We start from the raw sequence: 26,590 nt of genomic DNA, 5'->3' as shown, positions 1-26,590 counted from the left end.
CAGGCGCTCCTCTCAAAGCTTATTGTCTGCCTCATTCTTCTTCACCGCTGCGACGGGCTTTGCCGGCTCGCTCGGGTAGAAGGAATAGGACAGGGTAATCGTTCTGATATTCTTCGTTTCCTCCGCCTTGACGATCTCCGGATCGACGTAAAAGACGACGGGCATGGAAACGCTTTCACCCGGCGCAAGCGTCTGCTCGGTGAAGCAGAAGCACTGCACCTTGTTGAAATAGGCACCGGCTTCCATCGGCGTGACGTTGAAGACGGCGGTGCCGGTGGTGGCGACGGCTGAGCGGTTGGTCGCCGTGTATTCGACCTGGATTGTCTCGCCGATCTTCGGCTGCACGGCTTTCGCCGCCTTGAAATCCCAGTTAAGGCCGCTTGATATGTTTGCATCGAAGGTAACCTGAACGGTGCGGTCGAGCACGGTCGACGAATACTGCTCTACACGCTGGGTTGTGCCGTTATAGCCGGTGATCTGGCAGAAGAGACGGTAGAGCGGAACAGACGCGTAAGCGGCGCCAACCATGCCGAAAACAAATACGGCGCAACCGGCAAAGATCGAGGCGTTGCTGACCCGCTTTGCCTGGCCTGAATGCCCGCCCTGAATTCCGCCTGCCATGTCGCTCCTCCCTTAGCTCCATTCGGCTCCGTCTATCGGCCTAGTTCCAGAACCCGCCGACCTTGACCAGCGTGATGATGTAGAAAAGCACGCAAAGCCCCGCGAGAACGAGGCCGAGTGCCACATTGCGGTTTCGCCGTGACCTTTTCTGCGTCTCGCTGAGCTTGACGGTATCGATCACAGAAACCCTCCAAGGAACTGGCCGAGACCGGCCGCCATGTGGTCGAAGATCAGCGCGGAGAAGACCGCGAAGAGATAGAAGATCGAGTAGAAGAACAGCTTCTTGGCCGGCAGCATCTTCTCGTCATCCTCGGCCATGCGCAGGACGAGAATGGAATAGTAGATGAAGATGAGGCTCAGAATGCCGGTAAAGATGCCGTAGCCGATGCTGGCAAGACCGGTGACGGTCGGGGCGGCGACGACGGCGGCCATCAGGACCGAATAGACGACCATCTGGATCTTGGTCGAGCGCTGGCCAACGACATTCGGCATCATCGGAATACCGACCGAGCCGTAATCGCGCATCTTGAACAGCGCCAACGCCCAGAAATGCGGCGGAGTCCACATGAAGGTGATCATGAACAGGATGACGCTGTCGAGTGACACGCCACCGGTAACGCAGGCCCAGCCGAGCATGGGCGGGAATGCGCCTGCAGCACCGCCGATGACGATGTTCTGTGGCGTCGAGCGCTTCAGCCACATCGTGTAGACGACGGCGTAGAAGAAGATGGTGAAGGCGAGCAGGCCGGCGGCAAACCAGTTGACGGCAAGGCCGAGGATGACGACCGAGAAGGCCGAGAGCGTCAGGCCGAAGGCAAGTGCCTCATTAGGGCGGATGCGGCCGGCGGGGATCGGGCGCTTGGCGGTGCGCGTCATCACGGCATCGATATCGGCATCGTACCACATGTTGAGCGCGCCGGAGGCGCCGGCACCAACGGCGATGCAGAGGATGGAGATGATCGCCAGAACCGGGTTGATCTCACCGGGCGCGAGAACAAGGCCTGCAAAGGCGGTGAAAACCACCAGCGACATGACGCGCGGCTTCAGCAGCGCGAAGAAATCGCGCGCATCGGCTTCGGAAAGGAGCTTTCCTTCCTCTTGCGACATCGCTTGGGTGGAATCGATAACAGTCATTTCAATTCAGATCCTGACGAGATGCCGGGCGCTGCCAAGGCAGCACCCGGATCGGAATTCCTACTTGATGCGGGGAAGCTGTTCCCATTGGTGATAGGGCGGCGGCGACGACAGCTGCCATTCCAGCGTGGTCGCACCCTCGCCCCAGGGGCTATCACCGGCAACCCGCTTCTTGGCGAAGGCTTCCCATACGCCAAAGAGGAAGATGAGTACACCCACGAAGGAGATATACGAGCCGACTGAGGAGACGTAGTTCCAGCCGGCGAAAGCATCCGGATAGTCGATATAACGGCGCGGCATGCCGGCAAGGCCGAGGAAGTGCTGCGGGAAGAAAACGAGGTTCACGCCGATGAACATGACCCAGAAATGCAGCTTGCCGATCGCCTCGTTATACATGTAGCCGAACATTTTCGGGAACCAGTAATACCAGGCGGCAAAGATGGCGAAGACCGCGCCGAGCGACAGGACGTAGTGGAAATGGGCCACGACGTAATAGGTGTCGTGAAGCGAGCGGTCGAGGCCGGCATTGGCCAGCTGCACGCCGGTGACGCCGCCAACGGTGAACAGGAAGATAAAGCCGATCGCCCAGATCATCGGTGTCGCAAACGTGATCGAGCCGCCCCACATGGTCGCGATCCAGGAGAAGATCTTGATGCCTGTCGGCACCGCGATCACCATCGTGGCGAAAACGAAATAACGCTGCGCATCGAGCGACAGGCCAACCGTGTACATGTGGTGGGCCCAGACGATGAAGCCGACAGCGCCGATCGCCACCATTGCATAGGCCATGCCGAGATAACCGAAGACCGGCTTTTTCGAGAAGGTCGAGACGATGTGGCTGACGATGCCGAAGCCGGGCAGGATGAGAATGTAGACTTCCGGGTGACCGAAGAACCAGAACAGATGCTGGTAGAGGATCGGGTCGCCGCCGCCTTCCGGCGAGAAGAATGTGGTGCCGAAGTTACGGTCGGTCAGCGCCATGGTGATGGCACCGGCCAGAACCGGCAGTGACAGAAGCAGAAGGAAGGCCGTTACCAGCACCGACCAGGCAAACAACGGCATCTTGTGCAGCGTCATGCCCGGCGCGCGCATGTTCAAAATGGTGGTGATGAAGTTGATCGCACCGAGAATGGACGAGGCACCGGCGACGTGGAGCGAGAAGATCGCGAGATCTACTGCCGGTCCCGGATGGCCGGAGGTCGAAAGCGGCGGATACATGGTCCAGCCGCCGCCCGCGCCATAGGCGCCTGCCGGTCCTTCGACGAACATCGACAAGACAAGAAGAAGGAAGGCCGGGACGATCAGCCAGAAGGAAATGTTGTTGAGACGCGGAAAAGCCATGTCCGGCGCGCCGATCATGATCGGCACCATCCAGTTGGCAAAACCGCCGATCATCGCCGGCATGACCATGAAGAAGATCATGATCAGCGCGTGGGCGGTGGTAAACACATTGAACATGTGCTTGCCGCCATCGATCGCGGCATCGCCCTCGAAACCATAGACGATAGAGGCGAGGCCGTGGAAAATCTGGATGCCGGGTTCCTGCAGCTCCATGCGCATCGCGACCGACAGAAGGCCGCCGATAATGCCGGCCATGATCGCGAAGATCAGGTAAAGCGTGCCGATATCCTTGTGATTGGTCGAGAACAGCCAGCGGGCGGCAAAACCCGGCTTGTGGTGATGCTCTCCATGCGCATGCGCGTCGTCATGGGCAGCGCGATGGGAATGGTCGTCGTGATGTGTCGTTTCAGCCATTGATCTCGCCTCCCTTACTTGACGTCGTTTGCAGCGACATCGACGCCGACTGCAATTTTGTTATCCGCAGATGCCAGAAGCGCCTTGTAGGCTCCGGGCAGATCGTTTGCGGCGGCAGCGAGCCAGGCGGTGTATTTCTCGTCCGAGACGACGCGGATGGCGATCGGCATATAGGCGTGGTCCTTGCCACAAAGCTCGGAACACTGTCCGTAATAAAGGCCCTCGCGTTCGGCGCGGAACCAGGTTTCGTTAAGGCGCCCTGGCACGGCATCGATCTTCACGCCGAAAGCCGGCATGGCGAAAGCATGGATGACATCGGTCGGAGCGGCTGTCACGAGAAGGCGTACCGTCTTGCCTACGGGAATGATCATCTCGTTGTCGACGGCGAGAAGGCGCGGATAAACGGCTATGTCCGTCTTGCCGGCCGCGGCGCGATCGGGTTCTTTCAACAGGTAGCTGTCGAAAGCGACAGGCGACGCCCCTTCCCCTTGGCCGGATCCCTCATATTCGTAATTCCACTGCCACTGGGTGGCGGTGGCCTTCACCGTCATGTCGGTTTCGGGAATTTCCAGCTGGGCGTTCAGAAGATTGAAGGACGGGATGGCCAGCATGAAGAGAATCAGGACCGGCGCCACCGTCCAGACGATCTCGATCGTCGTGTTATGGCTGGTGCGCGATGGCGTCGGGTTCTTGTCGGCGCGGAATTTCACGGCGACGATGATCAACAGTGCCAGAACGAAAAGCGTGACCGGAACGATGAACCAGAGCGTGTACTTCTCGAACCAGCTTATCTGGTGCATGATTTCGGTTGCCGGCGCCTGAAGCCCCATCTGCCAGGGATGCGGCTGGTCCGCATGCGCCACCGAGGCGCTTACCAGCCCCGCAATCGGGGCGGTGATAAGACAGATGATCGCCATCATCATCGCATAAGCCCTGTTCATCACAAACTTTCTCCCCACGCATGTGATCCAGATCAACTCTTACGCAGTCTCCAAGCTATAGCTTGGTTCAACCATAGTTTGCTTATATCCGCAACGTCTTGCGACAAATGCCCCTGCGGCATTTTGCGCATTGTAGACGCGCGACATCCTCTGGTTGATTTCCCTCCGTAATAGACCACACCTCCCTCCACAGAGTCGCAGCCTGAAATGAGGATATGCTCTTTCGGCTGACAAATTCCACCAGATTTTGAAGCCGGCGACGTCCTTGTGACTTGAACAGGGTCCTACTTTCGCCGTACTCCGCTGAAAACTCGGCAAGGCTTTCCAATTCGCACCGCGAAAGACAGGATAAGCCGCATTGATTCGAACCAGAGGTTTCCATGGGTCGTCCCTCCCTCATCGGCGCAAGCCTTATTGCCCTCCTGACGCTGGGCACGGTCTCCACCGCATTCGCACAGCCGGCACCCACACCGCCGGTGCCGAGTGCCGCACCGAAAGGTCCCGCCCCGAGCGCGCAGGCTCCGGCACCCGCCCCCACCCCTGGCCCTTCCGGACAGCAGCCCGGCAATGTGAAGGAAAGCCATGGCGCGTGGTCGGTGATCTGTGACCGCCCTGCCGGCGCTTCCGCCGAGCAATGCGCGCTGATGCAGAACGTTATTGCCGAGGACCGGCCGGAAGTCGGGCTTTCGGTCGTCGTCTTGAAGACGGCCGATCGCAAGGCGCGTATCCTGCGCATTCTCGCACCGCTCGGCGTTCTCTTGAAGGACGGCATGGAGCTTTATGTCGACAACAACAATATCGGTCGCGCCTATTTCACTCGCTGCTTCTCGGAAGGCTGCTATGTGGAAGTGGAAATCGACGAGGAACTGATGCGTATCCTGCGTGCCGGCAAGAACGCCGTGTTCGCACTGCGCGAATCCTCCGATCAGGACCGTGTCGGCATTCCCGTTGAACTCAACGGTTTTGGCCCCGGCTACGACGCACTTCCCTGATCATCGGATAGCTGCGTCGAAGGGCAGGAAGACCATGGGCCTCGTAGGCAGCCACCGTTTCACCGTTCGCTATGATGACGATATCGTGCGCGATGCGATCCGCGCCTTCGTCTGGCGTCGTGCCGTAGTCGAACAGAAGATGATGTGGGTCATCTCGGTTCTGATGTTGAGCTTTTCCATCTATTTCATCATCTCGGGCGACAACAATATTTTCGCCGGCGTCATGCTTGTCCTCGCCTTGGCGCCGGTCATCTTCGTCGCCGTGATCTGGCGCGCCCACAAGGTCAACACCTTCGGTCGCTACAAGCGCATGGGCGATCCGAAGGCCGAGATTACCGTCGATGCCGATGGAATCGACATCGTGTCCGATCTCGGCAGCGGCAAGTTGACGTGGCGAAGCATTACAGAAGTCTGGGAGCGTCCGCGGGCCTTCATGGTCTTCAGCGGTGACGGCCAGTTCAACACGCTGCCTCGCGAAACCATGCCGGATGCGGTTCAAGCCTATCTGCGAACCAGGCCGACCCAAGGATAGGCTTGCTTCGTCTCCGTGCCGGACCTACATCGGATGAAAAGGCGGTTTGCCGCCACAGCCTGCCGCGCCGAGGCGGGTCCTGCCCAAGGAGTATTTCCATGAACACCGATCTCTTGAGCCTGTTCGACACGGACGAAGCGAAGCTGCGGGCGATTGTCGCAAAAGCGCTTGCCGGCGCCGATGACGGGGAGCTTTTCGTCGAACATGCCCAGGCGGAATCGCTGACCTTCGACAACGGACGGCTGAAGGGCGGGTCTTTCAATACCGACCAGGGTTTTGGTCTGCGTTCTGTGGCTGGCGAGGCTGTCGGCTATGCCCATGCAGGCGACCTGAGCGCCGCAGCGCTGGAACGCGCGTCGGATGCCGTTCGCGCGGTAACCGCCGGTTATTCCGGTTCCTATGCGAGCGCCCCGCAGCGGACCAACAAGAAATATTACGGCGACGAGAACCCGATCGGCTCCCCGAGCTTCGAGGCGAAGGCCAAGCTTTTGACCGATATCGACGCCTATCTGCGCAACAAGGACGACAAGGTTCGCCAGGTCACCGCGACGATATCCGCCAGCTGGCAGGTGGTCGATATTTTGCGTGCGGACGGGCACCGGGTGCAGGACATCCGTCCGATGACGCGCATCAATATTTCCGTCGTCGTGGGAAGCGGCGACCGGCAGGAGAGCGGTTCGTTTGGCACCGGTGGCCGCATCGGCTTCGGCGATTTCGTCGCCGAAGGCAATTGGCAGGTTGGCGCTGATGAGGCGCTGCGCCAGGCGCTGGTCAATCTCGAGGCGATCGAGGCGCCGGCCGGCACGATGGATGTGGTGCTTTCCTCCGGCTGGCCGGGCGTGATGCTGCACGAGGCGGTCGGTCACGGGCTGGAAGGCGATTTCAACCGCAAGAAAACCTCTGCCTTTGCCGGGCTTCTCGGCGAAATGGTCGCCGCTCCGGGCGTCACCGTCGTCGACGACGGCACGATCGACAATCGCCGCGGCTCGATCACTATCGACGACGAAGGCACGCCGTCGGCCTATAACGTGCTGATCGAGAACGGAAAGCTCGTCGGTTATATGCAGGACCGGCAGAATGCCCGGCTGATGGGCATGAAGCCGACCGGCAACGGCCGCCGACAGGGCTATTCTTCAGTACCGATGCCGCGGATGACTAACACCTACATGCTTGGCGGCGACAAGACGCCGGAAGAGATCATCGCGTCCGTCAAGAAGGGTGTCTATGCCGTCTCCTTCGGCGGTGGTCAGGTGGATATCACCTCGGGCAAATTCGTCTTCGGCTGCACCGAGGCCTATCTCATTGAAAACGGCAAGGTCGGCCCGGCGATCAAGGGCGCGATGCTGATCGGCAACGGCCCGGATGCGATGAAGCGCGTGTCGATGGTCGGTAACGACATGAAGCTCGATACCGGCATCGGCAATTGCGGCAAGGCCGGTCAATGGGTTCCGGTCGGCGTCGGCCAGCCACATCTCAGGATGGATCAGGTCACCGTCGGCGGTACGAAGGCGTAAAAAGGATGAGCGACATCGTGATCCGCGCCTTCCGGACAGGCGACGAACAGGGCGTGATCAACGTCATCCTGCCGATCCAGCGCGAGGAGTTCGGTGTCGCGATCACCGCGGCGGATCAGCCGGATCTCGCCGCCATTGCGGATTTCTATCAGACGGCCAAGGGCGGGTTCTGGGTCGCCGAAAAAGACGGAAAGATCGTCGGCACGATTTCCCTGAAGGATATCGGCAATGACGAGGCCGCGTTGCGCAAGATGTTCGTCGCCGCCGAAGTTCGTGGCAAGGAGTTCGGCGTGGCCGCTCGCTTGCTCGACGCGCTTATGGCGCATGCGGCGGCTGTCGGGCTGAAGACGATCCTGCTCGGCACCACCGACAAGTTTCTCGCCGCCCACCGTTTCTACGAGAAGAACGGCTTCTCCGAGATCCTCGCCGACGAGCTGCCGGCAAGCTTTCCGCGGATGGCGGTGGATACGAAGTTCTATCGACGGACGGTTTGACGGCGTCAAACTTCCGAGTTGCTGAAGTAGACCTGTGCAGTATGGTCGCGACATGACTACACAACCTTGTCCAGTCTATCTTTTCAGAAGCCAAGGGTTCGCACCCGCCGGGGATACCGTAGTGTGTGTCGCGCCCGCTGAATGCGTCATCGCTGTTTATGGTGGTGAAGGACCATTCGGCACGGAGGGTCTTTCCTCGGCCTTCGGTGGAGCCGTCGTCTTCCGAAATGACGAAACGGGGTGCCATTTCCTAGGCGTTTGGGGGAGGCGCTATGCATCGCGCTTTCGCAGCGACCTGCGCCGCAACATGCCGATTTCAATCTGCCAAGAAGCGCCCGATGCGCGACAGATCATGTGGCACGCAGCAGACAGACGACCCAGCAAAATCAGGCACACATCCCCAGATCAGAAAGTGATGCGTGCTGAGACATTCGTGTTAAAATTCCTGTCGCCGCAAACGGGATGCTCGATCCACGAAATGCGCTTTGAAGCCAACCCGGCGATCGTTGCATCCATTCTGGTTACGGAATTCGCAGATCTGGCAACACACTCCTTCTATCCCGACAAGGAGGAATTGTTCGCGCTTGCCTCGGCAGCCGATCTCCTGCTGCCCGAATGGGACGGCGAGATCATGCTGACACGGCCGCATCGGATCGACGAGGCTAGCTATCTGGTCCATACGAATTTCGAACTGCCGCTGATGCTGGAGGGACGTAAGCCGTTTGCCATTCTTGATGGCGAAGAAGGGGTTGAATGGTTCGAAAACGTTCGCAACCTTTTTCGGCCGCATGTCGAAAGCGGCGCGTTCGTCGAGAGCGTCAAGGCTGTGCGGGGTGGCGGCCAAACATTTCTGACCGTCTATTACGCCCTGCCCGGTGAAGAATGGCGCTTCAAGGCCTATGACGACCTGATGAACGGCCCGAGGCCGTGGACGGAAGAGATGGAACGGCGACAGGGGTATCTGCTCGGCTATACACAAGAGGAATGCGACTGGTGGATCGCAAACGATTTTCGTCACCCCTCCCCGACTACCCCTTATTGACAGATCGTACGAAACCGCAGCAGGTGATCGGCTTTCTTCACCTCACAAACACCGCATGTCATGACTTCCCTCAATCCTATCTCCGCTTTTCTCGCGACATGGCTTCCGGGCCACTCGATCGGCGAACTTGCCTTCGTGCTTCTTGCCGCCGTTGTTGCAGGCCTTGCGCGCGGCTTTTCCGGCTTTGGCGGGGCGCTGATATTCATACCGCTCGCCGGTGCGGCGACGAGCCCGCAGATCGCGTCGGGACTGCTCCTTGTCATCGATTGGGTAATGACGCTCGGCATGCTGCCGGAAGGATGGCGCAGGGCGAACCGCCGCGATGTCTTCACCATGCTGGCCGGCGCCATCATCGGCGTTCCGGCTGGCGCGGCAATGCTTTCGCTCATGCCGTCGGTGACGCTGCGCTGGATCATTTCCGCTGTCGTCGTCTGCCTGCTGGTTTTCCTGATCTCGGGCTGGCGCTATCATGGCCGGCCGAAAACCTGGCTGACGGTCGGCGTCGGCGCGATTGCCGGCCTTTTCGGCGGCGCGGCCCAGATGTCCGGCCCCCCGATCGTCGCCTATTGGCTCGGCGGAGCGATCGAACGCAATGTGGTGCGCGCCAACCTCATTCTCTACTTCGCGCTGGCGAGCGTGCTTTCGGCCACATCCTATATCATCGGTGGCATCCTGACGCTGCAAGTCCTGCTGATCGCGCTTGCTGCAGGGCCGGCTTACGGCATCGGGCTTTTTTTCGGTTCACGGATGTTTGGTATCGCCAGTGAGACCACGTTCCGGCGGATCTGCTTCACACTTATCGGAGCCGCCGCCGTCATCGGGCTTCCGCTTCTCGACGGATTACGGCCGTAAGCGTGCTATCGTTCAGCAAGGCTTAATGGGTCGGCACTAGCCTGTCCCGTATCGGGCATGGCTGCCCCGGGGGCTAATTGCGGACACGATGAAGGACAAGGCAAAAGCGATCTGGCGTCGCAACGTCAAGCGCTGGCTGATCGGTGCCGGGCTGGAAGCTTCGGCGCTGATGGCAGGGGCCGGCCTGTTGACGTCGGCTCGCGGCTCGGGCGTCATCTTCACGCTTCATCATGTAAGGCCGGAATCCGCATCGGTCATCGGGCCTAACCGGCATCTGGAAATCACGCCGGAATTCCTCGATGCCGCGATCGTTCGGCTGAAATCACTCGGCTACGATTTCATAGCACTTTCGGATTTACCGGAACGGCTGGCTGCCCCTTCAACCAAGCCGTTTGCGGCCTTCACGCTTGATGACGGGTACCGCAATAATGCGGAACACGCGCTGCCCGTTTTCGCCCGGCATGGCGTGCCCTTCACCGTCTTCATCGCACAAGGGCTTGCCGAACACCGGCAACCTCTTTGGTGGGAGATCATGGGCCGACTTCTGCGTGAGCAGGATCGCATCAGCTTCGATTTCGGGCGTGGCGTTGAAACGGTGGACTTGAAGACGCCGGTACAGCAACTCGACACGTCTTTCCGCTTTGCCAGCTATGTCTGGGCTCGCAAAGAGGCCGAAGCCGTCGCAGACCTCTGTCTCCTGGCGGAACGATACGGCATCGATCCCCTTGCCACTACCCGCGAACTCATCATGGGGCCACAGGAACTGCGAGACTTCGCGGCGCATCCGCTCGTTTCGCTGGGCGCTCACACCGTGACGCATCGCAAGCTCAGCCGACTTGGCGCGGAAGAAGCCCTGAGAGAGATGCACAAATCGGCAGAATGGCTGACGGAACTCACAGGCGAGCGACCAACAGCAATTGCATATCCCTATGGAAGCCGGGACGCGATCGGACCGAGGGAGTTCCAATCCGCCCGCGATCTCGGTTTTGTGATCGGCCTTACCACACAACCTGGAATGCTCACTGCCGCCGACCTGGCCCGGCCGACCGCCCTGCCGCGCGTCTCACTGAACGGCTATTACCAGAAGGCGCGTTACGTCTCCGCACTCGCCTCCGGCATTCCCTTCGCGCTGAAGCGCTAGAGGTTTTGTTCTACGCAATTCCGGACGCAAAACCGGTTCGCGCTTTTGCTGGAATTGCTCAAGGGTACATCCGCACCTTGTTCCAGTTGCCGGACGGATCGTCGCGACGGAACTCGACACGGTCATGCAGGCGGAACTGGCGGTCGTGCCAGAATTCGATAGATGTCGGCCGGATACGGAAGCCGGACCAGTAGGACGGCCGCGGGATTTCGCCGATTGCATAACGCGCCGCATATTCCGCGACGGACTTCTCCAGGGCAAAACGTCCTTCGAGCGGACGCGACTGTTTCGATGCCCAGGCGCCGATGCGGCTGCCGCGCGGGCGGGATGCATAATAGGCGTCGGCCTCAGCATCGGTCACGACTTCTACCGGACCACGGATGCGCACCTGCCGGCGCAGCGATTTCCAGTGGAAACACATGGCCGCCTTCTTCTGGCCTAGGATTTCCTGGCCCTTCTGGCTCTCGAAATTGGTATAGAAAACGAACCCGTGCTCGTCGAAACCTTTGAGCAGCACCATGCGCACATTCGGAAGGCCATGTTCATCTACTGTTGCAACCGCAACGGCGTTTGGATCGTTAGGCTCGGAAGCTTCCGCATCCTTCAACCAGCGGGCGAAAAGGGTAAATGGTTCAGATTCTTCGGTGAAGTCACCGGTTGTTAACTCACTTCCAGACATATTGACTTAAATACTCCCAATCTGCTCGAACATGCCCGAGACGAAGCGCCGGACAGGATATTAGGTGTCAGTGATAGCAAAGTGGACCGAAATGACAAAGTGCCTGGGCCGCAAGAGCGGCGCTGCAATTTGCCTCGCCACGCTGACACTGTCGCTTGCGGGATGTACGAGTAGTCTGGATCTGTTTGGCGGATCGAGCAAGGTCGATCGGTCGCTTGCGACGGGAACCGTTGCCGGCAAGCCCCAATCCGAGACAAGCCTTTCCGACGAAGCGACTGTGCGCAATGCCGTCACTTCGGCCGATCTCGTGAAAATGGGCAACACTCCCCTTCCCTGGGCCAATGCCGCGACCGGCAGTGCCGGCGTGGTTTCCGTCATTCAGGAAGACAACGCCCAGGGTCGCGTCTGCCGCGCCTTCAAGACAACGCGTCATTCCTATGAAGGGATCGCCGTTTTTGCTGGCCAGACCTGCATGACCGGAAGCGGCGACTGGATGCTGATGGCCTTCGACAGGCAAGGCTGAGCCAAATTGTCACCCTTGGCCTAATTGTTTCCAAACCACACACCGCGTTAACTGATCCTTCACCATGCCTCAGCTGTGAAGCCGCGCTGTAACCACTGATTCAGGACTGCGCCTCTACTCTCTCAATCCGAGAAAATCGGAGCAGCGAGCAGTGCATGATGGCCCTGTGTTGCCCGTGTTTAAGTTTATTATCGGCAGGTTCGCGATTATGCCGGATCTGCCGCCAAAAGCGTAACCGGTGGTCTCACGATGCGTGATCCCTATTCCATCCTCGGCGTCAGACGGAACGCCGATGCAGACGAAATCAAGGCGGCCTGGCGGACGAAGGCCAAGACGATTCATCCCGACCACAATCGCGACGATCCGAGTGCAACGGACCGGTTTGCGGAGATCGGGCAGGCCTATGAATTGCTCAAGGATCCGGAGCGGCGCCGGCGTTATGACCGTGCAGCCGACATGCACCAGACAATCATGCAGCAGCGCGATGCGGCCGAACGCGCCAAGGCTGCGCGCGCCAATGCGGAAAAGGTGATGGAGGAGCTGGCAAAGGCCCAGGCTGCCCGCGCCCAGTCCGATGCTACCAAGGCCGACGCCACCAAGGCTGAACCGAAGGCCGATGCGGCAAAGACGAAAGCCCAGGGTGCGGCAAGCGGACAAGCCAAGCAGCAGACGGGCAAGAAGCCGAGCGAAAGCCCGGAAGAAACCATCGAACGCATTTTCGGCGGCAGCCCCGAGGCACGCGAGCGCGCCAAGGAACATGCCGACACGTCGGAGACCAAGGTCGAAGAAACGAACCCGAAGGATGGGCCGGGGCCGGAAGTCCGCTCCCCGCTGCCGATGATGGCCGTCGACCTCATCGCCAATCTGGTCAAACGTATCCGCGGCACAGCGCCAACACCGGAAAAGGCGCCGGATCTTCTGGTCGAGGCAAAGGTGACGGTGGCCGAACTGCTGGCGCTGAAACCGGTTACGATCAAGCTCTCGGACGACCGGGAAGTTCGCGTTCCGATCGAGCGGGGCACCACCGACGGACATCAGGTAAGGCTTACGGGCCAAGGCCTGAAACTGCCCAACATGAAACAGGGCGATCTTGTCGTGACGCTGAATGCGGCCCGCGACGACATCTATGTCGTCAGGGATTTCAACCTTCATATCGTGCTGCCCATCTCGCTGCAGGATGCCGTCCTCGGCGGTGAGGCGCAGGTGGAGACACCGGCGGGCCGGCGGACGGTGGAAATTCCCAGCTGGTCCGGATCCGACCGCACGATCACGATCGAAGGGCTAGGCCTTCATGACGCTGCCGGACGCGGCGATCTGGTGGTCGAACTGAGGATCGTGCTTCTGGAAACGCCGGATGCCAAGGTCACCGACCTCATGCGACTGATGCGCGATGGGCTGTATCTGTGAGACGGAAGCGTGACAAAGGGATGACATCATCCCCAGGCACGCATCTATTTCAGGCCATCTTTACGGTTGATGATTTGACGCATGCTTGAACCCTGATGCGGCCTATGCCATAGGCAACATTCATTTTTTCGTGTCAGGGATTACACAATGGTTCAGGCATCCGGCCTTATGGCAGGCAAGCGCGGGCTCATCATGGGCGTTGCGAACAATCGCTCGATTGCATGGGGCATTGCCAAGGCCATCGTCGACAATGGCGGCGAAGTGGCCTTCACCTATCAGGGCGATGCGCTGAAGAAGCGGGTCGAACCGCTGGCGGCCGAACTCGGCGCCTTCATGGCCGGCCACTGTGATGTCAGCGACGAAGCGACGATCGACGAGGTCTTCGCCAATCTCGAAAATCACTGGGGCAAGATCGACTTCATCGTGCACGCCATCGGCTTTTCCGACAAGGACGAGCTGACCGGCCGTTATGTCGACACCTCCGCCGACAATTTTGCCAAGACGATGCAGATCTCGGTCTATTCTTTCACGTCCGTCGCACGCCGGGCCGAAAAGCTGATGACCGATGGCGGCTCGATGCTGACGCTGACCTATTACGGTGCGGAAAAGGTCATGCCGAACTACAACGTCATGGGCGTTGCAAAGGCGGCTCTCGAGGCCAGCGTCAAATATCTGGCGGTCGACCTCGGCCCGAAGAACATCCGCGTCAACGCGATCTCGGCCGGTCCGATCAAGACACTTGCCGCATCCGGCATCGGTGACTTCCGCTACATCTTGAAATGGAACGAGTACAATGCGCCGCTGCGCCGTACCGTCACCATCGAAGATGTCGGCGATGTCGGCCTTTACATGCTTTCCGACCTCTCCCGTTCGGTGACCGGCGAAGTGCATCACGCCGACAGCGGTTATCACGCTATCGGCATGAAGGCGGTCGACGCTCCGGACATTTCGGTCATCAAGGACTAACGAGGAACGATCCCGTGCTTGTCTATGTGATCCGCCACGGCCAGACGGACTGGAATGCCGAAGGCCGTCTTCAGGGACAAAAGGATATCCCGATCAATGCGATCGGGCGTGGACAGGCTACCCGTAACGGTGAAACGCTGCGCGAACTCGTCGGCTCAGCCGACGGGTTCGATTTCGTTGCAAGCCCCCTTTGGCGTACAAGGGAGACAATGGAGCGCATACGGACCGCCATGGGATTGGACCCGGCGGGCTACCGTACAGATGAACTCCTGAAAGAGCTTTCGTTCGGTGACTGGGAAGGGTTTACCACCGCCGAGATAAAGAAGACTGCTCCGGAGCGACTGCGGGAACGTTCAAAAAACAAGTGGAGCTTCATTCCACCGGGCGAAGATGCCGAGAGTTATGAAATCCTTTCCTGGCGTATAGGCGCATGGCTCGCATCGCTGAAGGGACCTACGATTTCCGTCAGCCACGGCGGAGTGCTTCGCTCGCTTTTCCGCATTATCGGCAATGTCGATGAAGATGAAGCCGCCAACATGCCGATCCATCAGGACCGTATCGTCAGGATCGAGTTGAGTGAGGGCGACGCGGGTGACGGAACGGTTGCCAAAGGTTCGATCGCCTGGATTTAAGCTGAACGGGCGTGAAACACGTCGAAAGCGCCCGCATTCCCTCACTCTGATATCAAACGATTTCCAGATCGTCGACGATACGGCTGCCGTCTACCATGGTATAGAAGACCAGAACCTTGACGCCTGCCTTCAATCCTTCGAAGTTAAACTCTTCCGAAACCTTGTAGGTCTTGCCGTCGTCAAGCGTCAGGCTCAGCGCATTGACGTCCACCTTCCTGATTGTCGCCTCGATATCCGCGCTCTGAGCAAAGCTGTTGAGCGGCGAGAAGATACTTGCGGTGGCGAGCAGGGTGGCGATGAGCATGCGCATCTTGGAGGCCTTTTGATGAGGTCCGTGTGTTTCGTTTCGAAGCAAAGATAGCCCTCAGAATGTGGCAAAAGTTGCTCTTGATCATGACATTTCGCGCGTGAAACGAGGCATTATTATTAACAAAAATATAACAAATACCTTTTTTCGACTTTCCCCAGGAGATTCAAAACATCAAAATCAAGTATTGATTAAACATAATTCCTCGTTCACAGCACCCTGTATCGCGAAATGATAAATTAACACCCCGCCAATACACTATTTCTCGGTCATCCCGGGTTAGAGAAGGGCATTCAGCAGGTGAAATTCAGGCCGCCACACTATTTAAACTGGCACAATATCATTGCCTCGAATCCAATTTCCCTGCTTGCGGCACTAACAATTTCGCTTTGCATATTTGCGATTGCACTAGGTCTTGATCGGCGCAATACCGAATTCGGGCGTGCCGCATTGCGCGCAGATGTGGAAAACACAGCCTCTGCCGTGTCACGTAACCTGACTGGGCGCATCGAGACAGATATCAAGGATGCGCAGGCGCTTGCGCAGCGTCTTCTGCGCGAACAGAATGCAACCTCAGACCACTTGCGACATCTCGTCGAGGCTACATTCGACAATCATCGGCATTTTGCCGCGGTAGCCTTGGCGCCAGATCTTTCCATATCGCAGATCCACACACCCGAGGGTATTTCGAGCGCGGACGCTTCGCTGCCATTCGACGTCAAAAGGTTAGACGCGGATCTGATGGATACCAGGGACAGGACATCGCCGAGTATCGTCACAGGTTCGCAGGAGAACCACCTGACGCTGGTCGTACCGATTGTGCTGGACGATAAGACACTTCGCCAGCCCTGGGGCGCGCTTGCCATCGTCATCAACAAGGCGGAGCTTCTAAAGGAAGCGGGAATGATCGTCGACGATGACGCGGGCCGGCCCAGCCCAGTCGATCTTACAAACGTAAACTTCTCGCTGCGAGACAGGGCGAAACCTGGCTATCTGGCGTTTTTTGGCGATGACACGGTCGACGACCAATCGCCGCTCACCAAGACGCTGGAGATTGCCGGCTCGCGCTGGGATCTTTCGCTTGCCCCGAAGAACGGCTGGGCTACCCCCCCGGAAAACCAGTACCACTTCCGGCTATTTCTCGCATTCGGTGCGGTTGCGCTCATCGTACCAATCGTGGTGGCGACCGGGCTGCTTTCCGAGCGCAACCGGAATATTGCCGAACTGAAAACGCGTGAATCCAGCCTTCTTGATCTTTCACAGCGCTTCAATCTCGCGATGGAGGCTTCCAACATCGGCATATGGGAGGTCAGCGGCGACGGGTTGCAGCTCTTCCTGGATCGGCGCGCCAGACTGCTTCACGGCGTAAACTCGCCACAGGATGTGCAGCGGCTGAAGGGATTGCTGCAGCACGTGGCCACTGAAGATAGAGCGAAAGCGGAAGCTCATTTCCTTAAATGGGCGCGGCTCTACGAATCTTGCACCGAAACCTATCGCATAACCTCGGCTGACGGCGAGGTCCGGCACTTGAGATCAGCCGGCGCACGTTACGAAAACATCGACGGCAGCCACCGCATGACCGGTATTGTGTGGGATGTGAGCGCCGACATGCTGATGGCACAGACGCTGCGCGACGCCAAGGCCAATACCGAGGTCAAGAATGCCGAGCTGGAGCTTGCGCTGGACGAATTGTCGAGCCGCGAGCGGGAGCTTGAGGAACTATCCGGCAAGCTCGACCTCGCACTTGCCTCCTACGGCTGCGGCATATGGGAATATACGCCCGGACAGGGCACCGAAACGTGGGATGCGCGCATGTGCCAGCTGTATGGCATCCCTTTCACCAACGGCATCATAACCCAGGAACGCTGGCTCAATCTGCTCTTGCCCGAAGACCGACCGATCGCGATCAACGCATCGAGAGCGTATCTCAGCGGCCAAACGAAGGAGGCATTGGTGGTCCGCGTAGCGCAGGCGGACGGTACGATCCGCTACGTGCGCTCCGTCGGCCAGCTGCATCAGGGTAAGGACGGCTCGAAGAAACTCATCGGGCTGGCCTTTGATGTGACTAAGGATACGGCACTCACGGTGGAACTGCAGAAGGCCAAGACAGAAGCGGACGCCAAGAACAGCGAACTCGAAATTGCCAAGAGCAGGATCGAACACAATGCGCTGCATGACCCGCTGACGCTGCTGGCTAATCGGCGCAAGCTCGACATGGAGCTCGACGCCCTGTCGCGCGCTTCCGGCAGGCGAAAATTCGCCCTGCTTCACCTCGATCTCGACCGTTTCAAGCAGATCAACGATACGCTGGGACATGCCGCAGGCGACGCGATGCTCGTGCACGCCTCCAAAATCCTGACCCGCAATATCAACGAAAAAGATACGGTCGCTCGCATCGGCGGCGACGAATTCGTCATCCTGGTGCATGATCAGGCAAGCTCGAAGGAGCTTGCGCAGCTTGCGGCGCGGATCATTTCCGAGTTTCGCCAGCCGCTCGATTTCGACGGGTTTTCCTGCCGCTGCGGCGTGTCGATCGGGATCGCCGAAGCCAATGGCACGCATGTCGATGCGCGGCGCATTCTCGTCAATGCCGATCTGGCGCTTTACCGGGCCAAGGGCATGGGGCGCAACCGGTTCGAATTCTTTACACAGAACCTGCATGCGGAGATTATCGACCATAAGCGGACGGCGGACGAGCTGCTGGCGGCAATCGAGAACCATGAGTTTTCCGCCTGGTACCAGCCGCAGATCAGCGCGGGCACACATAAGCTGACGGGCGTCGAGGCGCTTATCCGCTGGCGGCATCCCCGCCGGGGCCTGCTTGCTCCCGACCAGTTCCTGAAGATCGCAGACGACCTTAACGTGACGGCGACGCTCGATCAACTGATGCTGGAAACAGTGCTGAAGGACAAGATGCGCTGGGCGGCGATGGGCGTCGCCGTGCCCAGGGTTTCTGTCAACGTGTCGTCGCGACGGCTGCATGACGAACACCTGATCGACATGCTGCGTGGCCTGCAGATCGCACCCGGCGAGATCGCCTTCGAACTGGTGGAATCGATCTTCCTCGATGACAGCGACAGCGCCGTCGTCGCCAATCTGGACCGGATCAAGGAACTCGGCATCGATGTGGAGATCGATGATTTCGGCACCGGGCACACCTCAATCGTCAGCCTTCTGCGACTGAAACCGAAGCGACTGAAGATAGACAAGCAACTGGTTCTGCCAATCCTTCATTCGCCGCAAGAGCGCGCGCTGGTTCGATCGATCATCGATATAGCCCGTTCACTCGGCGTCGAAACGGTTGCGGAAGGTGTCGAGACCTTCGAACACGCAAGTCTGCTTGAGGACCTCGGCTGCGATCTTCTGCAGGGTTATGCCTTCGCGCGCGCCCTGCCCTTCGACGATTTCACGTTAAGAGCACAGGAGGGCTGGCAAAGATCGGTGGCATGAGCCGCCGAACCTTGTGCCTGTCGACCGGACTGTTCACCCGGCGGGTACCGGCAGCAAGCAAGAAAGGCTTGTCCGCGCCCATGCTTTTGCCTAATAAAGCCTCGATAAAACCGGCGTTTCAAGCGCCCTTGCAGCCAGGCAGTCTTCATGTCCCACAATTCGTTCGGCCATCTTTTCCGCGTTACGACCTGGGGCGAAAGCCATGGTCCCGCACTCGGTTGCGTGGTCGATGGCTGCCCTCCCGGACTGCGCTTCACCCATGCCGACATTCAGGCCTGGATGGACAAGCGCAAGCCCGGCCAGTCGCGTTTCGTCACCCAGCGGCGCGAGGATGACGTCGTCAAGGTTCTCTCCGGCGTGATGTTCGACGAGGACGGCGAGACGATGATCTCGACCGGCACGCCGATCTCGATGCTTATCGAGAATACCGATCAGCGTTCCAAGGATTACGGCGAGATCGCCCGCCGCTATCGTCCCGGCCATGCCGACTATACCTATGACGTCAAATACGGCATTCGCGATTATCGCGGCGGCGGACGTTCGTCTGCCCGCGAAACCGCGGCCCGTGTCGCCGCCGGCGGCATTGCACGGCTTGTTGTACCGGGTGTGACCGTGCGCGGCGCGCTCGTCCAGATCGGCAAGCACAAGATCAACCGGAATAACTGGGACTGGCGCCAAGTCGACCAGAACCCGTTCTTCTGCCCCGACCCGGAGATGGTTCCGGTTTGGGAAGAGTATCTCGACGGCATCCGCAAATCCGGTTCCTCGATCGGCGCGGTTGTCGAAGTTATCGCCGAAGGTATTCCGGCAGGTCTCGGCGCGCCGATCTACGGCAAGCTCGATCAGGACATCGCCTCGCTGCTGATGTCGATCAACGCTGTGAAGGGCGTCGAGATCGGCGAAGGCTTTGCCTCGGCGGAACTGACCGGCGAGGAAAATGCCGACGAGATGCGGATGGGCAATGACGGCAAGCCGATCTTCCTTTCCAACCATGCCGGCGGCATTCTCGGTGGTATTTCTACCGGAGAAGCCATCGTCGCGCGCTTTGCAATCAAGCCGACCTCGTCGATCCTCACCGAGCGCCAGTCGATCGATGCCGACGGCAACAATGTCGATGTGCGCACCAAGGGGCGCCACGACCCTTGCGTGGGCATCCGCGCCGTGCCGATCGGCGAGGCGATGGTCGCCTGCGCCATTGCAGATCACTACCTTAGGGATCGCGGCCAGACCGGCCGCCTGAAATAGGAATTTTCCCATGGCCTACGATCAGAAGTCCGTAGTTGAAGCCATCCGCGCCTTCGAGGCCGGAGAGATTGTCGTCGTTACCGATGATGACGACCGCGAGAACGAGGGCGACCTGATCGTCGCCGCCGTGCATTGCACGCCCGAGAAGATGGCCTTCATCGTGCGCCACACATCCGGCATCGTCTGTGCGCCGATGCCGCGCGAAGAGGCCAAGCGGCTTAACCTCAATGCCATGGTGGCCGAAAACGACAGCGCCCACACGACGGCCTTTACCGTCAGCGTCGATTTCAAGCATGGCACGACGACCGGCATTTCCGCCGACGACCGGACGCTGACGGTGCGCAACCTTGCCAACCCGAATGTCGGTGCTGCGGATTTCGTTCGTCCCGGCCATATCTTTCCGCTTATTTCACGCGAGGGCGGGGTTCTGATGCGCTCCGGTCATACGGAAGCGGCGACCGACCTCTGCAAGCTCGCCAACCTGCCGCCGATTGGCGTGATTTCCGAACTCGTCAACGACAACGGCACCGTGATGCGCGGCCAGCAGGTGGCGGCATTCGCCGTCGAACACGGGCTGAAACAGATTTCCGTTGCCGACCTGATCGCCTACCGGCAGCGCAAGGAAACCCTGATCCAATTGATCTCGTCCTTCGACGTGACAACCCCGGTCGGCCGTGCCAAGGCGCATGCCTATTCGCTGCCCTGGGACCCGATGCAGCATGTCGCCGTGATCTTCGGTGACATCCGTGACGGCGTCGACATTCCGGTTCGCCTTCACCTCGAAAACGTGGCGCAGGACGTGTTCGGCGCCGAACGCTCTGTCGAGCGCTACATGAAGATGATCGAGAACGAAGGCCGCGGTGTGATCATCTACCTGCGCGAAGGTTCCGTGGGCGTCGGCCAGACCGAACATGGACGCAAGATGCGCCAGGACCAGGAAGCCCATGCCGAGGCGCAGGCGCGTGAAAGCGAATGGCTTGAAATCGGTCTCGGCGCGCAGATCCTGAAAGATCTCGGCGTCACCTCGATCAAGCTCCTCACCCGAAGCGAACGCCACTATGTGGGGCTGGAAGGTTTCGGCATCCGGATCGCCGAGACGGTGATCTGCTGATCGCTGCGATCGCAACCCCTATAATTCCGGGATTGTAACCTCTTTCGTTTCGTCGGATCGTCGCTCATTGTCGGGCGGCGATTTTTCGTGTACGAATAATGCGGATCATCTGGGACGAGCGGAAGCGACGGGTCAATCTGGATAAGCACGGCTTCGATTTTGCCGAGCTTTCAGTTGAGTTCTTTCTGGCTGCGGTGACCATCCCTGCCAGAGGCAGGAGGTCGAAGGCTGTCGGTCGGTTAAACGACGGTACCATCGTTGTGATATATCTAACCCTCGGCTCCGAAGCGATTTCGGTAATCTCCATGCGCACCGCCCGCCATGACGAACGGAGGAGGCTTGAATGAAAATGAAGCCAGAGTTGCAGACAGAATTCCGGCCCGGACGCGGCTACACAAAGGAAGACTGGGATGCTGTAGACAGCCCTCCCCTCACCAAGGAAGAGCTAGCCAGCATGCGCCCCTTCCGCGAGGTCTTCCCCGAAATGGCGGAGAAGATGGAAAAGGCAATTGCTGCACGCGGCCGCCCCAAGGTCGAGGCGCCGAAGGTTGCCGTGACGTTGAGGCTCGATCCGGACGTGCTCGACAGGTTCAAAGCATCGGGCAAGGACTGGCGCAGCCGCATGGCCGAGGAATTGCGCAAGGCCGCAGGGCTTTAGGTCAGCGGCTGGCCGACAGTATCTTCTCGATAAAACGGTGCGCCTGCAGCGCATCGTGACCGGAGACGCGCAATGTCTCTTCACCGGTGATCGAACCGATAAAATTGCCGATCAGGGCGCGGTGCATCTCATGCCCGAAGGCCATCGGATCGACGCCCGTGCCGATCGACTGCTCGCCCCCCACCTTTGCCACCGTGCCGTCCATGAACGCTGCTTCCAGCGTGTCGCCGGAAAGGGTGGCCGTGCCTTGCGTGCCGATCAGTTCGATCCGGTCTGGCAGGCCGGGATAGGCCGAGGTCGTGGCGTTCAGCGTGCCGATCGCGCCGCTTTCGAAAGAGAGGCAGGCCGCGACCAGATCCTCTGTCTCCATCTGGTGGATGGGCGTGGTGCGAACGAAGGAGGAAACATCCTTGGGCGCGCCGGCATAACTCAGGAGAAGGTCGATCGTGTGGACCGCCTGGGTGAGCAGGACGCCGCCGCCGTCACGCGCCCTCGTTCCCCTGCCCTCGACATCGTAATAGCTTTGCGGCCGCCAGTTGCGAATGGCAGCGGATGCGCCGACCAGCGAACCGAGGCGGCCGGTGACGACCAGAAGATCGAGCGCGAGTGCGGCCGGGCGAAACCGGTTCTGCAGCACGACGCCCAATTTCACATTCGCCTCCTCAGCCACAGCCACAATAGCCTCGGCCCGTTGAAGGCTGATATCCAATGGCTTTTCCAGGAGAATATGTTTTCCTGCCGCTGCGGCACGCTCGACAAGCTCCCAATGGCTGCTTGGAGGTGTGAGGATCAGCACGGCATCGATATCCGGATCGTCGAAAATAGCGTCGAGACTGTCGATAACCGGGATCGGGTATTGTGCGGCGAAAGCCTCGCGACGTGCCGCTGTCGGGCTGTAGGCTGCAACGCATTCGACCTGATCGGCGAGATCGATCAAGGCTCGGGCGTGGTGGCCTGCCGCCATGCCAAGACCAATCATCGCCACCTGTAGTTTTGCCATGTCGTATTCCTCCCGATATGCAGCGCCCAAGACTTAACCGGATCGTCGCTGCTTTGCGATGCCGGAAGATCCGTTAGTGACACCGGCCTGCCGTGACGAATGGACGCCTTTCATAAACTGCTGCGAAACCGAGCAGGAAAGCGCTCTCGGATCAATCCCTGATTGCTGTTTATCTTCAACATCTTCGGCGCCGAAGGAAATGGCAAGGCCGCGCGGGCGGAGATGATTGCTGCAATTTTATCGGAACCAGCCATGCGGGGTTGCAGTTAGTCGAGGACTTCGTGGATCCGATCACGTGCCCCCAACCATCAAATGCAAGGCAGGACCGATGAACACGCGCCCTCAATTTGCATCCCGTATTCCGCTGACCGCTCTGCCACCACAAATCTATTATGTGCATCCGCTTGCGCTCAATGGATTGGATGCGTGGGAGGAGGTTTTTGCTCATGCCCGCGCCCTGGGCTTCGACACGATCCTGTCAGGTCCACTGTTTCATAGCGGCAGTGGCGCAAGCATCTTTACGACATCTGACTTCGATCGTCTGGCCCCCTCTCTCGGACTTGGCTCGAATTCGTTGGAGGCGATTACCGCACTCACGCATGCCGCGCGCGAATGCGAGCTGAAATTCATGCTCGATCTGGTTATCGATCAGGTCGCGGCAGACCGTTACGCCTCTCCATCGGTCGCAGCTGATCCGCGCCTGAAGCCGCATCAGATGGGCGCGCAGAGGATCGATTTTACCGCGCAGCCCCGACATGTCGAAGAATGGAAGGAGCGGCTGGTGTCTCTGACCGATGCCGGTGTCGCCGGTTTCCGCTGTATCGGCATCGGTAGCGTTTCCCCGAAAGTATGGGATGATCTGGTCGCTCATACGCGCCGTTCCAGGCCCGAGACGATCTTCATTGCCTGGACGCCGGGAAGCTCGTTTGCCGACCGCAAGGCACTGAAAGACAGCGGATTCGACGGCAGTTTTTCCTCGCTCGCATGGTGGGACATGGAAGAGCGCTGGATCATGGACGAATACCAGGTTCAGCGTGATCTCGGTTATCAGATCGCCTTTCCCGAAGCGCCATTCGGCAGGCGCATCGCCCACGGCACGGATGGTTGCGAGGTCTTGAAGCGCAAGGCCGTGCGGGCGCTGAAGCTCGCCTCGACTTTCACCAGCGGGCTGATGATCCCGATGGGGTTCGAATATGGCGTTTCACTGCCGCTTGATCCGCTCCATGGCGACGGATCGGGGCTGCGGGGCTTGAAAGACCAGCGTTCCTACGATCTTTCCGCTGAAATCCGCGACATCAACGGCGCGACCAACAAAACGACCGCTGGTTTTGCGCGGCGCCCGCTGACGCTCGTTTCCGCTAGCCAGGGTCCCGTTGTCGGACTGTTCCAGACGGATGAAGAGGACAGCCGCGCGTCAGAAAAGATGCGCGTCGTGCTTCTGAACCGCGACCTGCGCAAGACTGCTCCCGCCCCTTTCAACGTGTTGCGCGAGGCCGCCTCACCCTTCCTGCCCCTGGTCGCACCGGAGGACGGGACGGAGGTTTTTGATGCGAAACTGAAGCTCAAGCCCGGAGAGATCCGCATCTTCGAGGGTTATGTTTCCGAACCGATCGTCGATGCCGTACCGGTTCCCAGAGCCGAAGCGGCTGCAGCCTCCCCACGGCTGGCGATCGAGAAGATCACACCTGCGGTCGATGAGGGCCGCTTTGTCGTCAAGCGCGTGGTGGGCGAGGTCCTGAAGGTCGAGGCCGACATTTTTGGCGATGGGCATGATCCGCTGTCGGCCGCCCTGCTTTATCGCTGCGCCGATGACGAGGATTGGCAGGAAGTGCCTATGCAGCTCGTTCTCAACGACCGCTGGCAGGCGGAATTTCCGCTGAAACGCATGGGGCGGCACGAGTTTGCCGTGGAAGGCTGGAAGAACCCGTTCCAGATCTTTCGCTACGAGTTCACCAAGAAACATGAGGCCGGCCTGGATCTGCGGCTAGAAATTCAGGAGGGTATCAATCTGGTACTCGATGCGCTGGATCATGCCGCCAGCAATTTGAAACCCCAACTGCAAAAGCTGTTCGACCGGCTGACGGCAGAACAGGACAAGCAGCGAACGCAGACCCTGCTTCTGCCGGAAACCGCCGAGCTGATGGCAAAAGCCGACCGTCGACCACACCGGGTTCGCTCGCAAGCGATACCCGTCGATGCGGAACGGACCGCGGCAAGCTTTGCCAGCTGGTACCAGATCTTTCCGCGCTCGCAGAGCGGCGATCCGGGCCGCCATGGCACATTCGATGACGTGATCGCCCGGCTGCCCGCCATTCGCGAGATGGGCTTCGACGTGCTCTATTTTCCACCTATCCACCCGATCGGCAAAACCAACCGCAAGGGCAAGAACAATACGCTCACGCCCGCACCGGACGATCCGGGAAGTCCTTACGCAATCGGCTCGCCGGATGGCGGGCATGACGAGATCCATCCCGAACTCGGCACGTTCGACGACTTCCGTCGACTGGTGGATGCAGCCGCCGATCATGGGCTTGAGATTGCCCTCGACCTCGCCATCCAGGCCTCGCCGGATCACCCGTGGCTGAAATCACATCCGGGCTGGTTCGACTGGCGGCCGGACGGGACGATCCGCTATGCGGAAAATCCGCCGAAGCGATACGAAGACATCGTCAATGTCGATTTCTACGCGAAAGAGGCAGTTCCCTCGCTCTGGATCGAACTGCGCGACGTGGTGCAGAAATGGGTCGACAACGGCGTCAAGCTGTTCCGCGTCGACAACCCGCACACCAAACCGTTTCCCTTCTGGGAATGGATGATCGCCGATATCCGCTCGCGGCATCCGGAAGTCGTGTTCCTGTCGGAAGCGTTTACCAAGCCGAAGGTGATGTACCGGCTCGCCAAGGTCGGGTTCTCGCAGTCCTATACCTATTTCACCTGGCGTAACGCCAAGTGGGAACTTGAAGAATACATGCGCGAGATCACCACTCAAGAGCCGAAAGAGTTCTTCCGGCCGCATTTCTTCGTCAACACCCACGACATCAATCCGGATTTCCTGCAGAACGCGCCGCGCCCTGCCTATCTGATCCGGGCTGCCCTTGCCGCCACGCTGTCCGGTCTGTGGGGCGTCTATAACGGCTTCGAGCTTTGCGAAGGCCGGCCGGATGCCAAACGCAAGGAATATGCGGATTCGGAAAAATACGAAATCCGCGCCTGGGATTACGACAGGCCCGGCAATATCAAGGGCGAGATCGCGCTCCTGAACCGCATCCGCCGCGAAAACCCGGCGCTGCATTCGCATCTCGGCCTGCAGCTTCTGACCGCGTGGAACGACAATATCATGTTCTTCGAAAAGGCCAGTGCAGGACGCGAGAACGTGCTGCTCATCGCCGTCAATCTCGACCCCTATAATGCGCATGAGGCGGATGTCGAACTTCCGCTCTGGTCGTGGAACAAGCCCGACCACGCTTCGCTTCAACTGGAAGACCTGATCGCCGGCAACCGGTTCACCTGGACAGGAAAAATCCAGCGCCTGCGGCTCGACCCGCAGGCAGGACTGCCGTTCGCCATCTGGCGTGTCAGATAAGGGAGGAATGT

Annotated in this window: 25 protein-coding genes; 17 read left to right on the top strand and 8 right to left on the bottom strand. The window is 59.4% G+C overall.

The window, feature by feature from the left end:
* Nucleotides 1-12: 12 nt before the first annotated feature.
* Genes JZX87_RS04955 through coxB form a run of 5 tightly spaced genes read right to left on the bottom strand, consistent with a single transcriptional unit; the run spans nucleotide 13 to nucleotide 4,451 of the window.
* Complete coding sequence (locus JZX87_RS04955) at nucleotides 13-621, bottom strand: cytochrome c oxidase assembly protein (RefSeq protein ID WP_206824266.1); 609 nt, start codon at nucleotides 619-621, stop codon at nucleotides 13-15.
* Nucleotides 622-661: 40 nt separating this feature from the next.
* Nucleotides 662-799, bottom strand: coding sequence for a cytochrome c oxidase system small membrane protein (locus JZX87_RS04950; protein WP_502711300.1), 138 nt, complete (start codon nucleotides 797-799; stop codon nucleotides 662-664).
* Nucleotides 799-1,755 (bottom strand): heme o synthase, encoded by a 957-nt coding sequence (gene cyoE, locus JZX87_RS04945; RefSeq protein WP_206824264.1) that lies wholly within the window; start codon nucleotides 1,753-1,755, stop codon nucleotides 799-801. Before cyoE ends, JZX87_RS04950 begins: the two co-directional genes overlap by 1 nt.
* 60 nt (nucleotides 1,756-1,815) lie before the next feature.
* Complete coding sequence (ctaD, locus tag JZX87_RS04940; protein WP_206824262.1) at nucleotides 1,816-3,510, bottom strand: cytochrome c oxidase subunit I; 1,695 nt, start codon at nucleotides 3,508-3,510, stop codon at nucleotides 1,816-1,818.
* 14 nt (nucleotides 3,511-3,524) lie between these two features.
* Complete coding sequence (coxB, locus tag JZX87_RS04935) at nucleotides 3,525-4,451, bottom strand: cytochrome c oxidase subunit II (RefSeq protein ID WP_206824260.1); 927 nt, start codon at nucleotides 4,449-4,451, stop codon at nucleotides 3,525-3,527.
* 380 nt (nucleotides 4,452-4,831) lie between these two features.
* Here coxB and JZX87_RS04930 point away from each other — a divergent pair, with 380 nt between their 5' ends.
* The 7 genes from JZX87_RS04930 to JZX87_RS04900 all read left to right on the top strand — a co-directional run bounded on the left by JZX87_RS04930 (nucleotide 4,832) and on the right by JZX87_RS04900 (nucleotide 11,018).
* Entirely contained in the window at nucleotides 4,832-5,443 is a 612-nt protein-coding gene (locus JZX87_RS04930) for an invasion associated locus B family protein (RefSeq protein ID WP_286194157.1), read from the top strand.
* Between the two features lie 34 nt (nucleotides 5,444-5,477).
* Nucleotides 5,478-5,975 (top strand): YcxB family protein, encoded by a 498-nt coding sequence (locus JZX87_RS04925; protein ID WP_206824258.1) that lies wholly within the window; start codon nucleotides 5,478-5,480, stop codon nucleotides 5,973-5,975.
* 98 nt (nucleotides 5,976-6,073) lie between these two features.
* On the top strand, nucleotides 6,074-7,489 hold the full coding sequence (gene tldD / locus JZX87_RS04920; RefSeq protein ID WP_206824256.1) for a metalloprotease TldD: 1,416 nt from the start codon (nucleotides 6,074-6,076) through the stop codon (nucleotides 7,487-7,489).
* Between the two features lie 5 nt (nucleotides 7,490-7,494).
* Nucleotides 7,495-7,983 (top strand): GNAT family N-acetyltransferase, encoded by a 489-nt coding sequence (locus JZX87_RS04915; RefSeq protein WP_206824252.1) that lies wholly within the window; start codon nucleotides 7,495-7,497, stop codon nucleotides 7,981-7,983.
* A gap of 415 nt (nucleotides 7,984-8,398) precedes the next feature.
* On the top strand, nucleotides 8,399-9,025 hold the full coding sequence (locus tag JZX87_RS04910) for a hypothetical protein (protein WP_148142818.1): 627 nt from the start codon (nucleotides 8,399-8,401) through the stop codon (nucleotides 9,023-9,025).
* A 60-nt stretch (nucleotides 9,026-9,085) separates the two neighbouring features.
* Nucleotides 9,086-9,877, top strand: a complete 792-nt coding sequence (locus JZX87_RS04905) for a sulfite exporter TauE/SafE family protein (RefSeq protein ID WP_183822972.1) — start codon at nucleotides 9,086-9,088, stop codon at nucleotides 9,875-9,877.
* 88 nt (nucleotides 9,878-9,965) lie between these two features.
* Nucleotides 9,966-11,018 (top strand): polysaccharide deacetylase family protein, encoded by a 1,053-nt coding sequence (locus JZX87_RS04900; RefSeq protein WP_206824250.1) that lies wholly within the window; start codon nucleotides 9,966-9,968, stop codon nucleotides 11,016-11,018.
* Nucleotides 11,019-11,076: 58 nt separating this feature from the next.
* On the opposite strand, the gene pdxH is transcribed toward JZX87_RS04900, so the two are convergent.
* The gene (pdxH, locus tag JZX87_RS04895) at nucleotides 11,077-11,697 is read right to left on the bottom strand and encodes a pyridoxamine 5'-phosphate oxidase (RefSeq protein ID WP_148142821.1); all 621 of its coding nucleotides are present in this window, start codon (nucleotides 11,695-11,697) and stop codon (nucleotides 11,077-11,079) included.
* A 64-nt stretch (nucleotides 11,698-11,761) separates the two neighbouring features.
* Between pdxH and JZX87_RS04890 the strand changes: the two genes are divergently transcribed.
* The 4 genes from JZX87_RS04890 to JZX87_RS04875 all read left to right on the top strand — a co-directional run bounded on the left by JZX87_RS04890 (nucleotide 11,762) and on the right by JZX87_RS04875 (nucleotide 15,225).
* A complete protein-coding gene (locus JZX87_RS04890; RefSeq protein ID WP_206824246.1) occupies nucleotides 11,762-12,220 on the top strand; it encodes an RT0821/Lpp0805 family surface protein in 459 nt (152 codons plus the stop codon).
* A gap of 249 nt (nucleotides 12,221-12,469) precedes the next feature.
* A complete protein-coding gene (locus tag JZX87_RS04885; protein WP_206824243.1) occupies nucleotides 12,470-13,627 on the top strand; it encodes a J domain-containing protein in 1,158 nt (385 codons plus the stop codon).
* Between the two features lie 147 nt (nucleotides 13,628-13,774).
* The gene (fabI, locus tag JZX87_RS04880; protein ID WP_183822980.1) at nucleotides 13,775-14,593 is read left to right on the top strand and encodes an enoyl-ACP reductase FabI; all 819 of its coding nucleotides are present in this window, start codon (nucleotides 13,775-13,777) and stop codon (nucleotides 14,591-14,593) included.
* A gap of 14 nt (nucleotides 14,594-14,607) precedes the next feature.
* Nucleotides 14,608-15,225, top strand: a complete 618-nt coding sequence (locus JZX87_RS04875; protein WP_148142824.1) for a histidine phosphatase family protein — start codon at nucleotides 14,608-14,610, stop codon at nucleotides 15,223-15,225.
* A gap of 52 nt (nucleotides 15,226-15,277) precedes the next feature.
* Here the strand turns inward: JZX87_RS04875 and JZX87_RS04870 are convergent, their stop codons facing one another.
* Nucleotides 15,278-15,535 carry a DUF1344 domain-containing protein gene (locus JZX87_RS04870; protein ID WP_206824241.1) on the bottom strand — a complete coding sequence of 86 codons (258 nt, stop codon included), beginning with the start codon at nucleotides 15,533-15,535 and terminating at the stop codon, nucleotides 15,278-15,280.
* Between the two features lie 447 nt (nucleotides 15,536-15,982).
* On the opposite strand from JZX87_RS04870, the gene JZX87_RS04865 reads away from it, so the two are divergent.
* The 5 genes from JZX87_RS04865 to JZX87_RS04845 all read left to right on the top strand — a co-directional run bounded on the left by JZX87_RS04865 (nucleotide 15,983) and on the right by JZX87_RS04845 (nucleotide 21,996).
* On the top strand, nucleotides 15,983-18,982 hold the full coding sequence (locus JZX87_RS04865; RefSeq protein ID WP_286194156.1) for a bifunctional diguanylate cyclase/phosphodiesterase: 3,000 nt from the start codon (nucleotides 15,983-15,985) through the stop codon (nucleotides 18,980-18,982).
* A 147-nt stretch (nucleotides 18,983-19,129) separates the two neighbouring features.
* The gene (aroC, locus tag JZX87_RS04860; protein ID WP_206824240.1) at nucleotides 19,130-20,227 is read left to right on the top strand and encodes a chorismate synthase; all 1,098 of its coding nucleotides are present in this window, start codon (nucleotides 19,130-19,132) and stop codon (nucleotides 20,225-20,227) included.
* A gap of 10 nt (nucleotides 20,228-20,237) precedes the next feature.
* Nucleotides 20,238-21,338 (top strand): 3,4-dihydroxy-2-butanone-4-phosphate synthase, encoded by a 1,101-nt coding sequence (gene ribB / locus JZX87_RS04855; protein ID WP_206824236.1) that lies wholly within the window; start codon nucleotides 20,238-20,240, stop codon nucleotides 21,336-21,338.
* 98 nt (nucleotides 21,339-21,436) lie between these two features.
* Nucleotides 21,437-21,685, top strand: a complete 249-nt coding sequence (locus JZX87_RS04850; protein ID WP_206824234.1) for a BrnT family toxin — start codon at nucleotides 21,437-21,439, stop codon at nucleotides 21,683-21,685.
* Nucleotides 21,682-21,996 carry a BrnA antitoxin family protein gene (locus JZX87_RS04845; RefSeq protein ID WP_206824232.1) on the top strand — a complete coding sequence of 105 codons (315 nt, stop codon included), beginning with the start codon at nucleotides 21,682-21,684 and terminating at the stop codon, nucleotides 21,994-21,996. The genes JZX87_RS04850 and JZX87_RS04845 overlap by 4 nt, the downstream gene beginning before the upstream one ends.
* Before the next feature lies 1 nt (nucleotide 21,997).
* Here the strand turns inward: JZX87_RS04845 and JZX87_RS04840 are convergent, their stop codons facing one another.
* A complete protein-coding gene (locus tag JZX87_RS04840) occupies nucleotides 21,998-22,996 on the bottom strand; it encodes a Gfo/Idh/MocA family protein (protein ID WP_206824230.1) in 999 nt (332 codons plus the stop codon).
* A 328-nt stretch (nucleotides 22,997-23,324) separates the two neighbouring features.
* On the opposite strand from JZX87_RS04840, the gene JZX87_RS04835 reads away from it, so the two are divergent.
* On the top strand, nucleotides 23,325-26,579 hold the full coding sequence (locus tag JZX87_RS04835; protein WP_206824228.1) for a maltotransferase domain-containing protein: 3,255 nt from the start codon (nucleotides 23,325-23,327) through the stop codon (nucleotides 26,577-26,579).
* The last annotated feature ends 11 nt before the right edge of the window (nucleotides 26,580-26,590 follow it).

It is taken from the genome of Agrobacterium sp. Ap1 (genome assembly GCF_017313375.1).
GTDB lineage: Bacteria > Pseudomonadota > Alphaproteobacteria > Rhizobiales > Rhizobiaceae > Neorhizobium > Neorhizobium cellulosilyticum.
This window is presented reverse-complemented; position numbering and strand designations above follow the sequence as displayed.

What these genes read in the sequence shown, in the direction of transcription:
- JZX87_RS04955 (WP_206824266.1), bottom strand. Translation starts at nt 621, where the DNA reads ATGGCAGGCGGAATTCAGGGCGGGCATTCAGGCCAGGCAAAGCGGGTC.
- cyoE (WP_206824264.1), bottom strand. Translation starts at nt 1,755, where the DNA reads ATGACTGTTATCGATTCCACCCAAGCGATGTCGCAAGAGGAAGGAAAG.
- ctaD (WP_206824262.1), bottom strand. Translation starts at nt 3,510, where the DNA reads ATGGCTGAAACGACACATCACGACGACCATTCCCATCGCGCTGCCCAT.
- coxB (WP_206824260.1), bottom strand. Translation starts at nt 4,451, where the DNA reads ATGAACAGGGCTTATGCGATGATGATGGCGATCATCTGTCTTATCACC.
- JZX87_RS04930 (WP_286194157.1), top strand. Translation starts at nt 4,832, where the DNA reads ATGGGTCGTCCCTCCCTCATCGGCGCAAGCCTTATTGCCCTCCTGACG.
- JZX87_RS04925 (WP_206824258.1), top strand. Translation starts at nt 5,478, where the DNA reads ATGGGCCTCGTAGGCAGCCACCGTTTCACCGTTCGCTATGATGACGAT.
- tldD (WP_206824256.1), top strand. Translation starts at nt 6,074, where the DNA reads ATGAACACCGATCTCTTGAGCCTGTTCGACACGGACGAAGCGAAGCTG.
- JZX87_RS04915 (WP_206824252.1), top strand. Translation starts at nt 7,495, where the DNA reads ATGAGCGACATCGTGATCCGCGCCTTCCGGACAGGCGACGAACAGGGC.
- JZX87_RS04910 (WP_148142818.1), top strand. Translation starts at nt 8,399, where the DNA reads ATGCGTGCTGAGACATTCGTGTTAAAATTCCTGTCGCCGCAAACGGGA.
- JZX87_RS04905 (WP_183822972.1), top strand. Translation starts at nt 9,086, where the DNA reads ATGACTTCCCTCAATCCTATCTCCGCTTTTCTCGCGACATGGCTTCCG.
- JZX87_RS04900 (WP_206824250.1), top strand. Translation starts at nt 9,966, where the DNA reads ATGAAGGACAAGGCAAAAGCGATCTGGCGTCGCAACGTCAAGCGCTGG.
- pdxH (WP_148142821.1), bottom strand. Translation starts at nt 11,697, where the DNA reads ATGTCTGGAAGTGAGTTAACAACCGGTGACTTCACCGAAGAATCTGAA.
- JZX87_RS04885 (WP_206824243.1), top strand. Translation starts at nt 12,470, where the DNA reads ATGCGTGATCCCTATTCCATCCTCGGCGTCAGACGGAACGCCGATGCA.
- fabI (WP_183822980.1), top strand. Translation starts at nt 13,775, where the DNA reads ATGGTTCAGGCATCCGGCCTTATGGCAGGCAAGCGCGGGCTCATCATG.
- JZX87_RS04870 (WP_206824241.1), bottom strand. Translation starts at nt 15,535, where the DNA reads ATGCGCATGCTCATCGCCACCCTGCTCGCCACCGCAAGTATCTTCTCG.
- aroC (WP_206824240.1), top strand. Translation starts at nt 19,130, where the DNA reads ATGTCCCACAATTCGTTCGGCCATCTTTTCCGCGTTACGACCTGGGGC.
- ribB (WP_206824236.1), top strand. Translation starts at nt 20,238, where the DNA reads ATGGCCTACGATCAGAAGTCCGTAGTTGAAGCCATCCGCGCCTTCGAG.
- JZX87_RS04850 (WP_206824234.1), top strand. Translation starts at nt 21,437, where the DNA reads ATGCGGATCATCTGGGACGAGCGGAAGCGACGGGTCAATCTGGATAAG.
- JZX87_RS04845 (WP_206824232.1), top strand. Translation starts at nt 21,682, where the DNA reads ATGAAAATGAAGCCAGAGTTGCAGACAGAATTCCGGCCCGGACGCGGC.
- JZX87_RS04840 (WP_206824230.1), bottom strand. Translation starts at nt 22,996, where the DNA reads ATGGCAAAACTACAGGTGGCGATGATTGGTCTTGGCATGGCGGCAGGC.
- JZX87_RS04835 (WP_206824228.1), top strand. Translation starts at nt 23,325, where the DNA reads ATGAACACGCGCCCTCAATTTGCATCCCGTATTCCGCTGACCGCTCTG.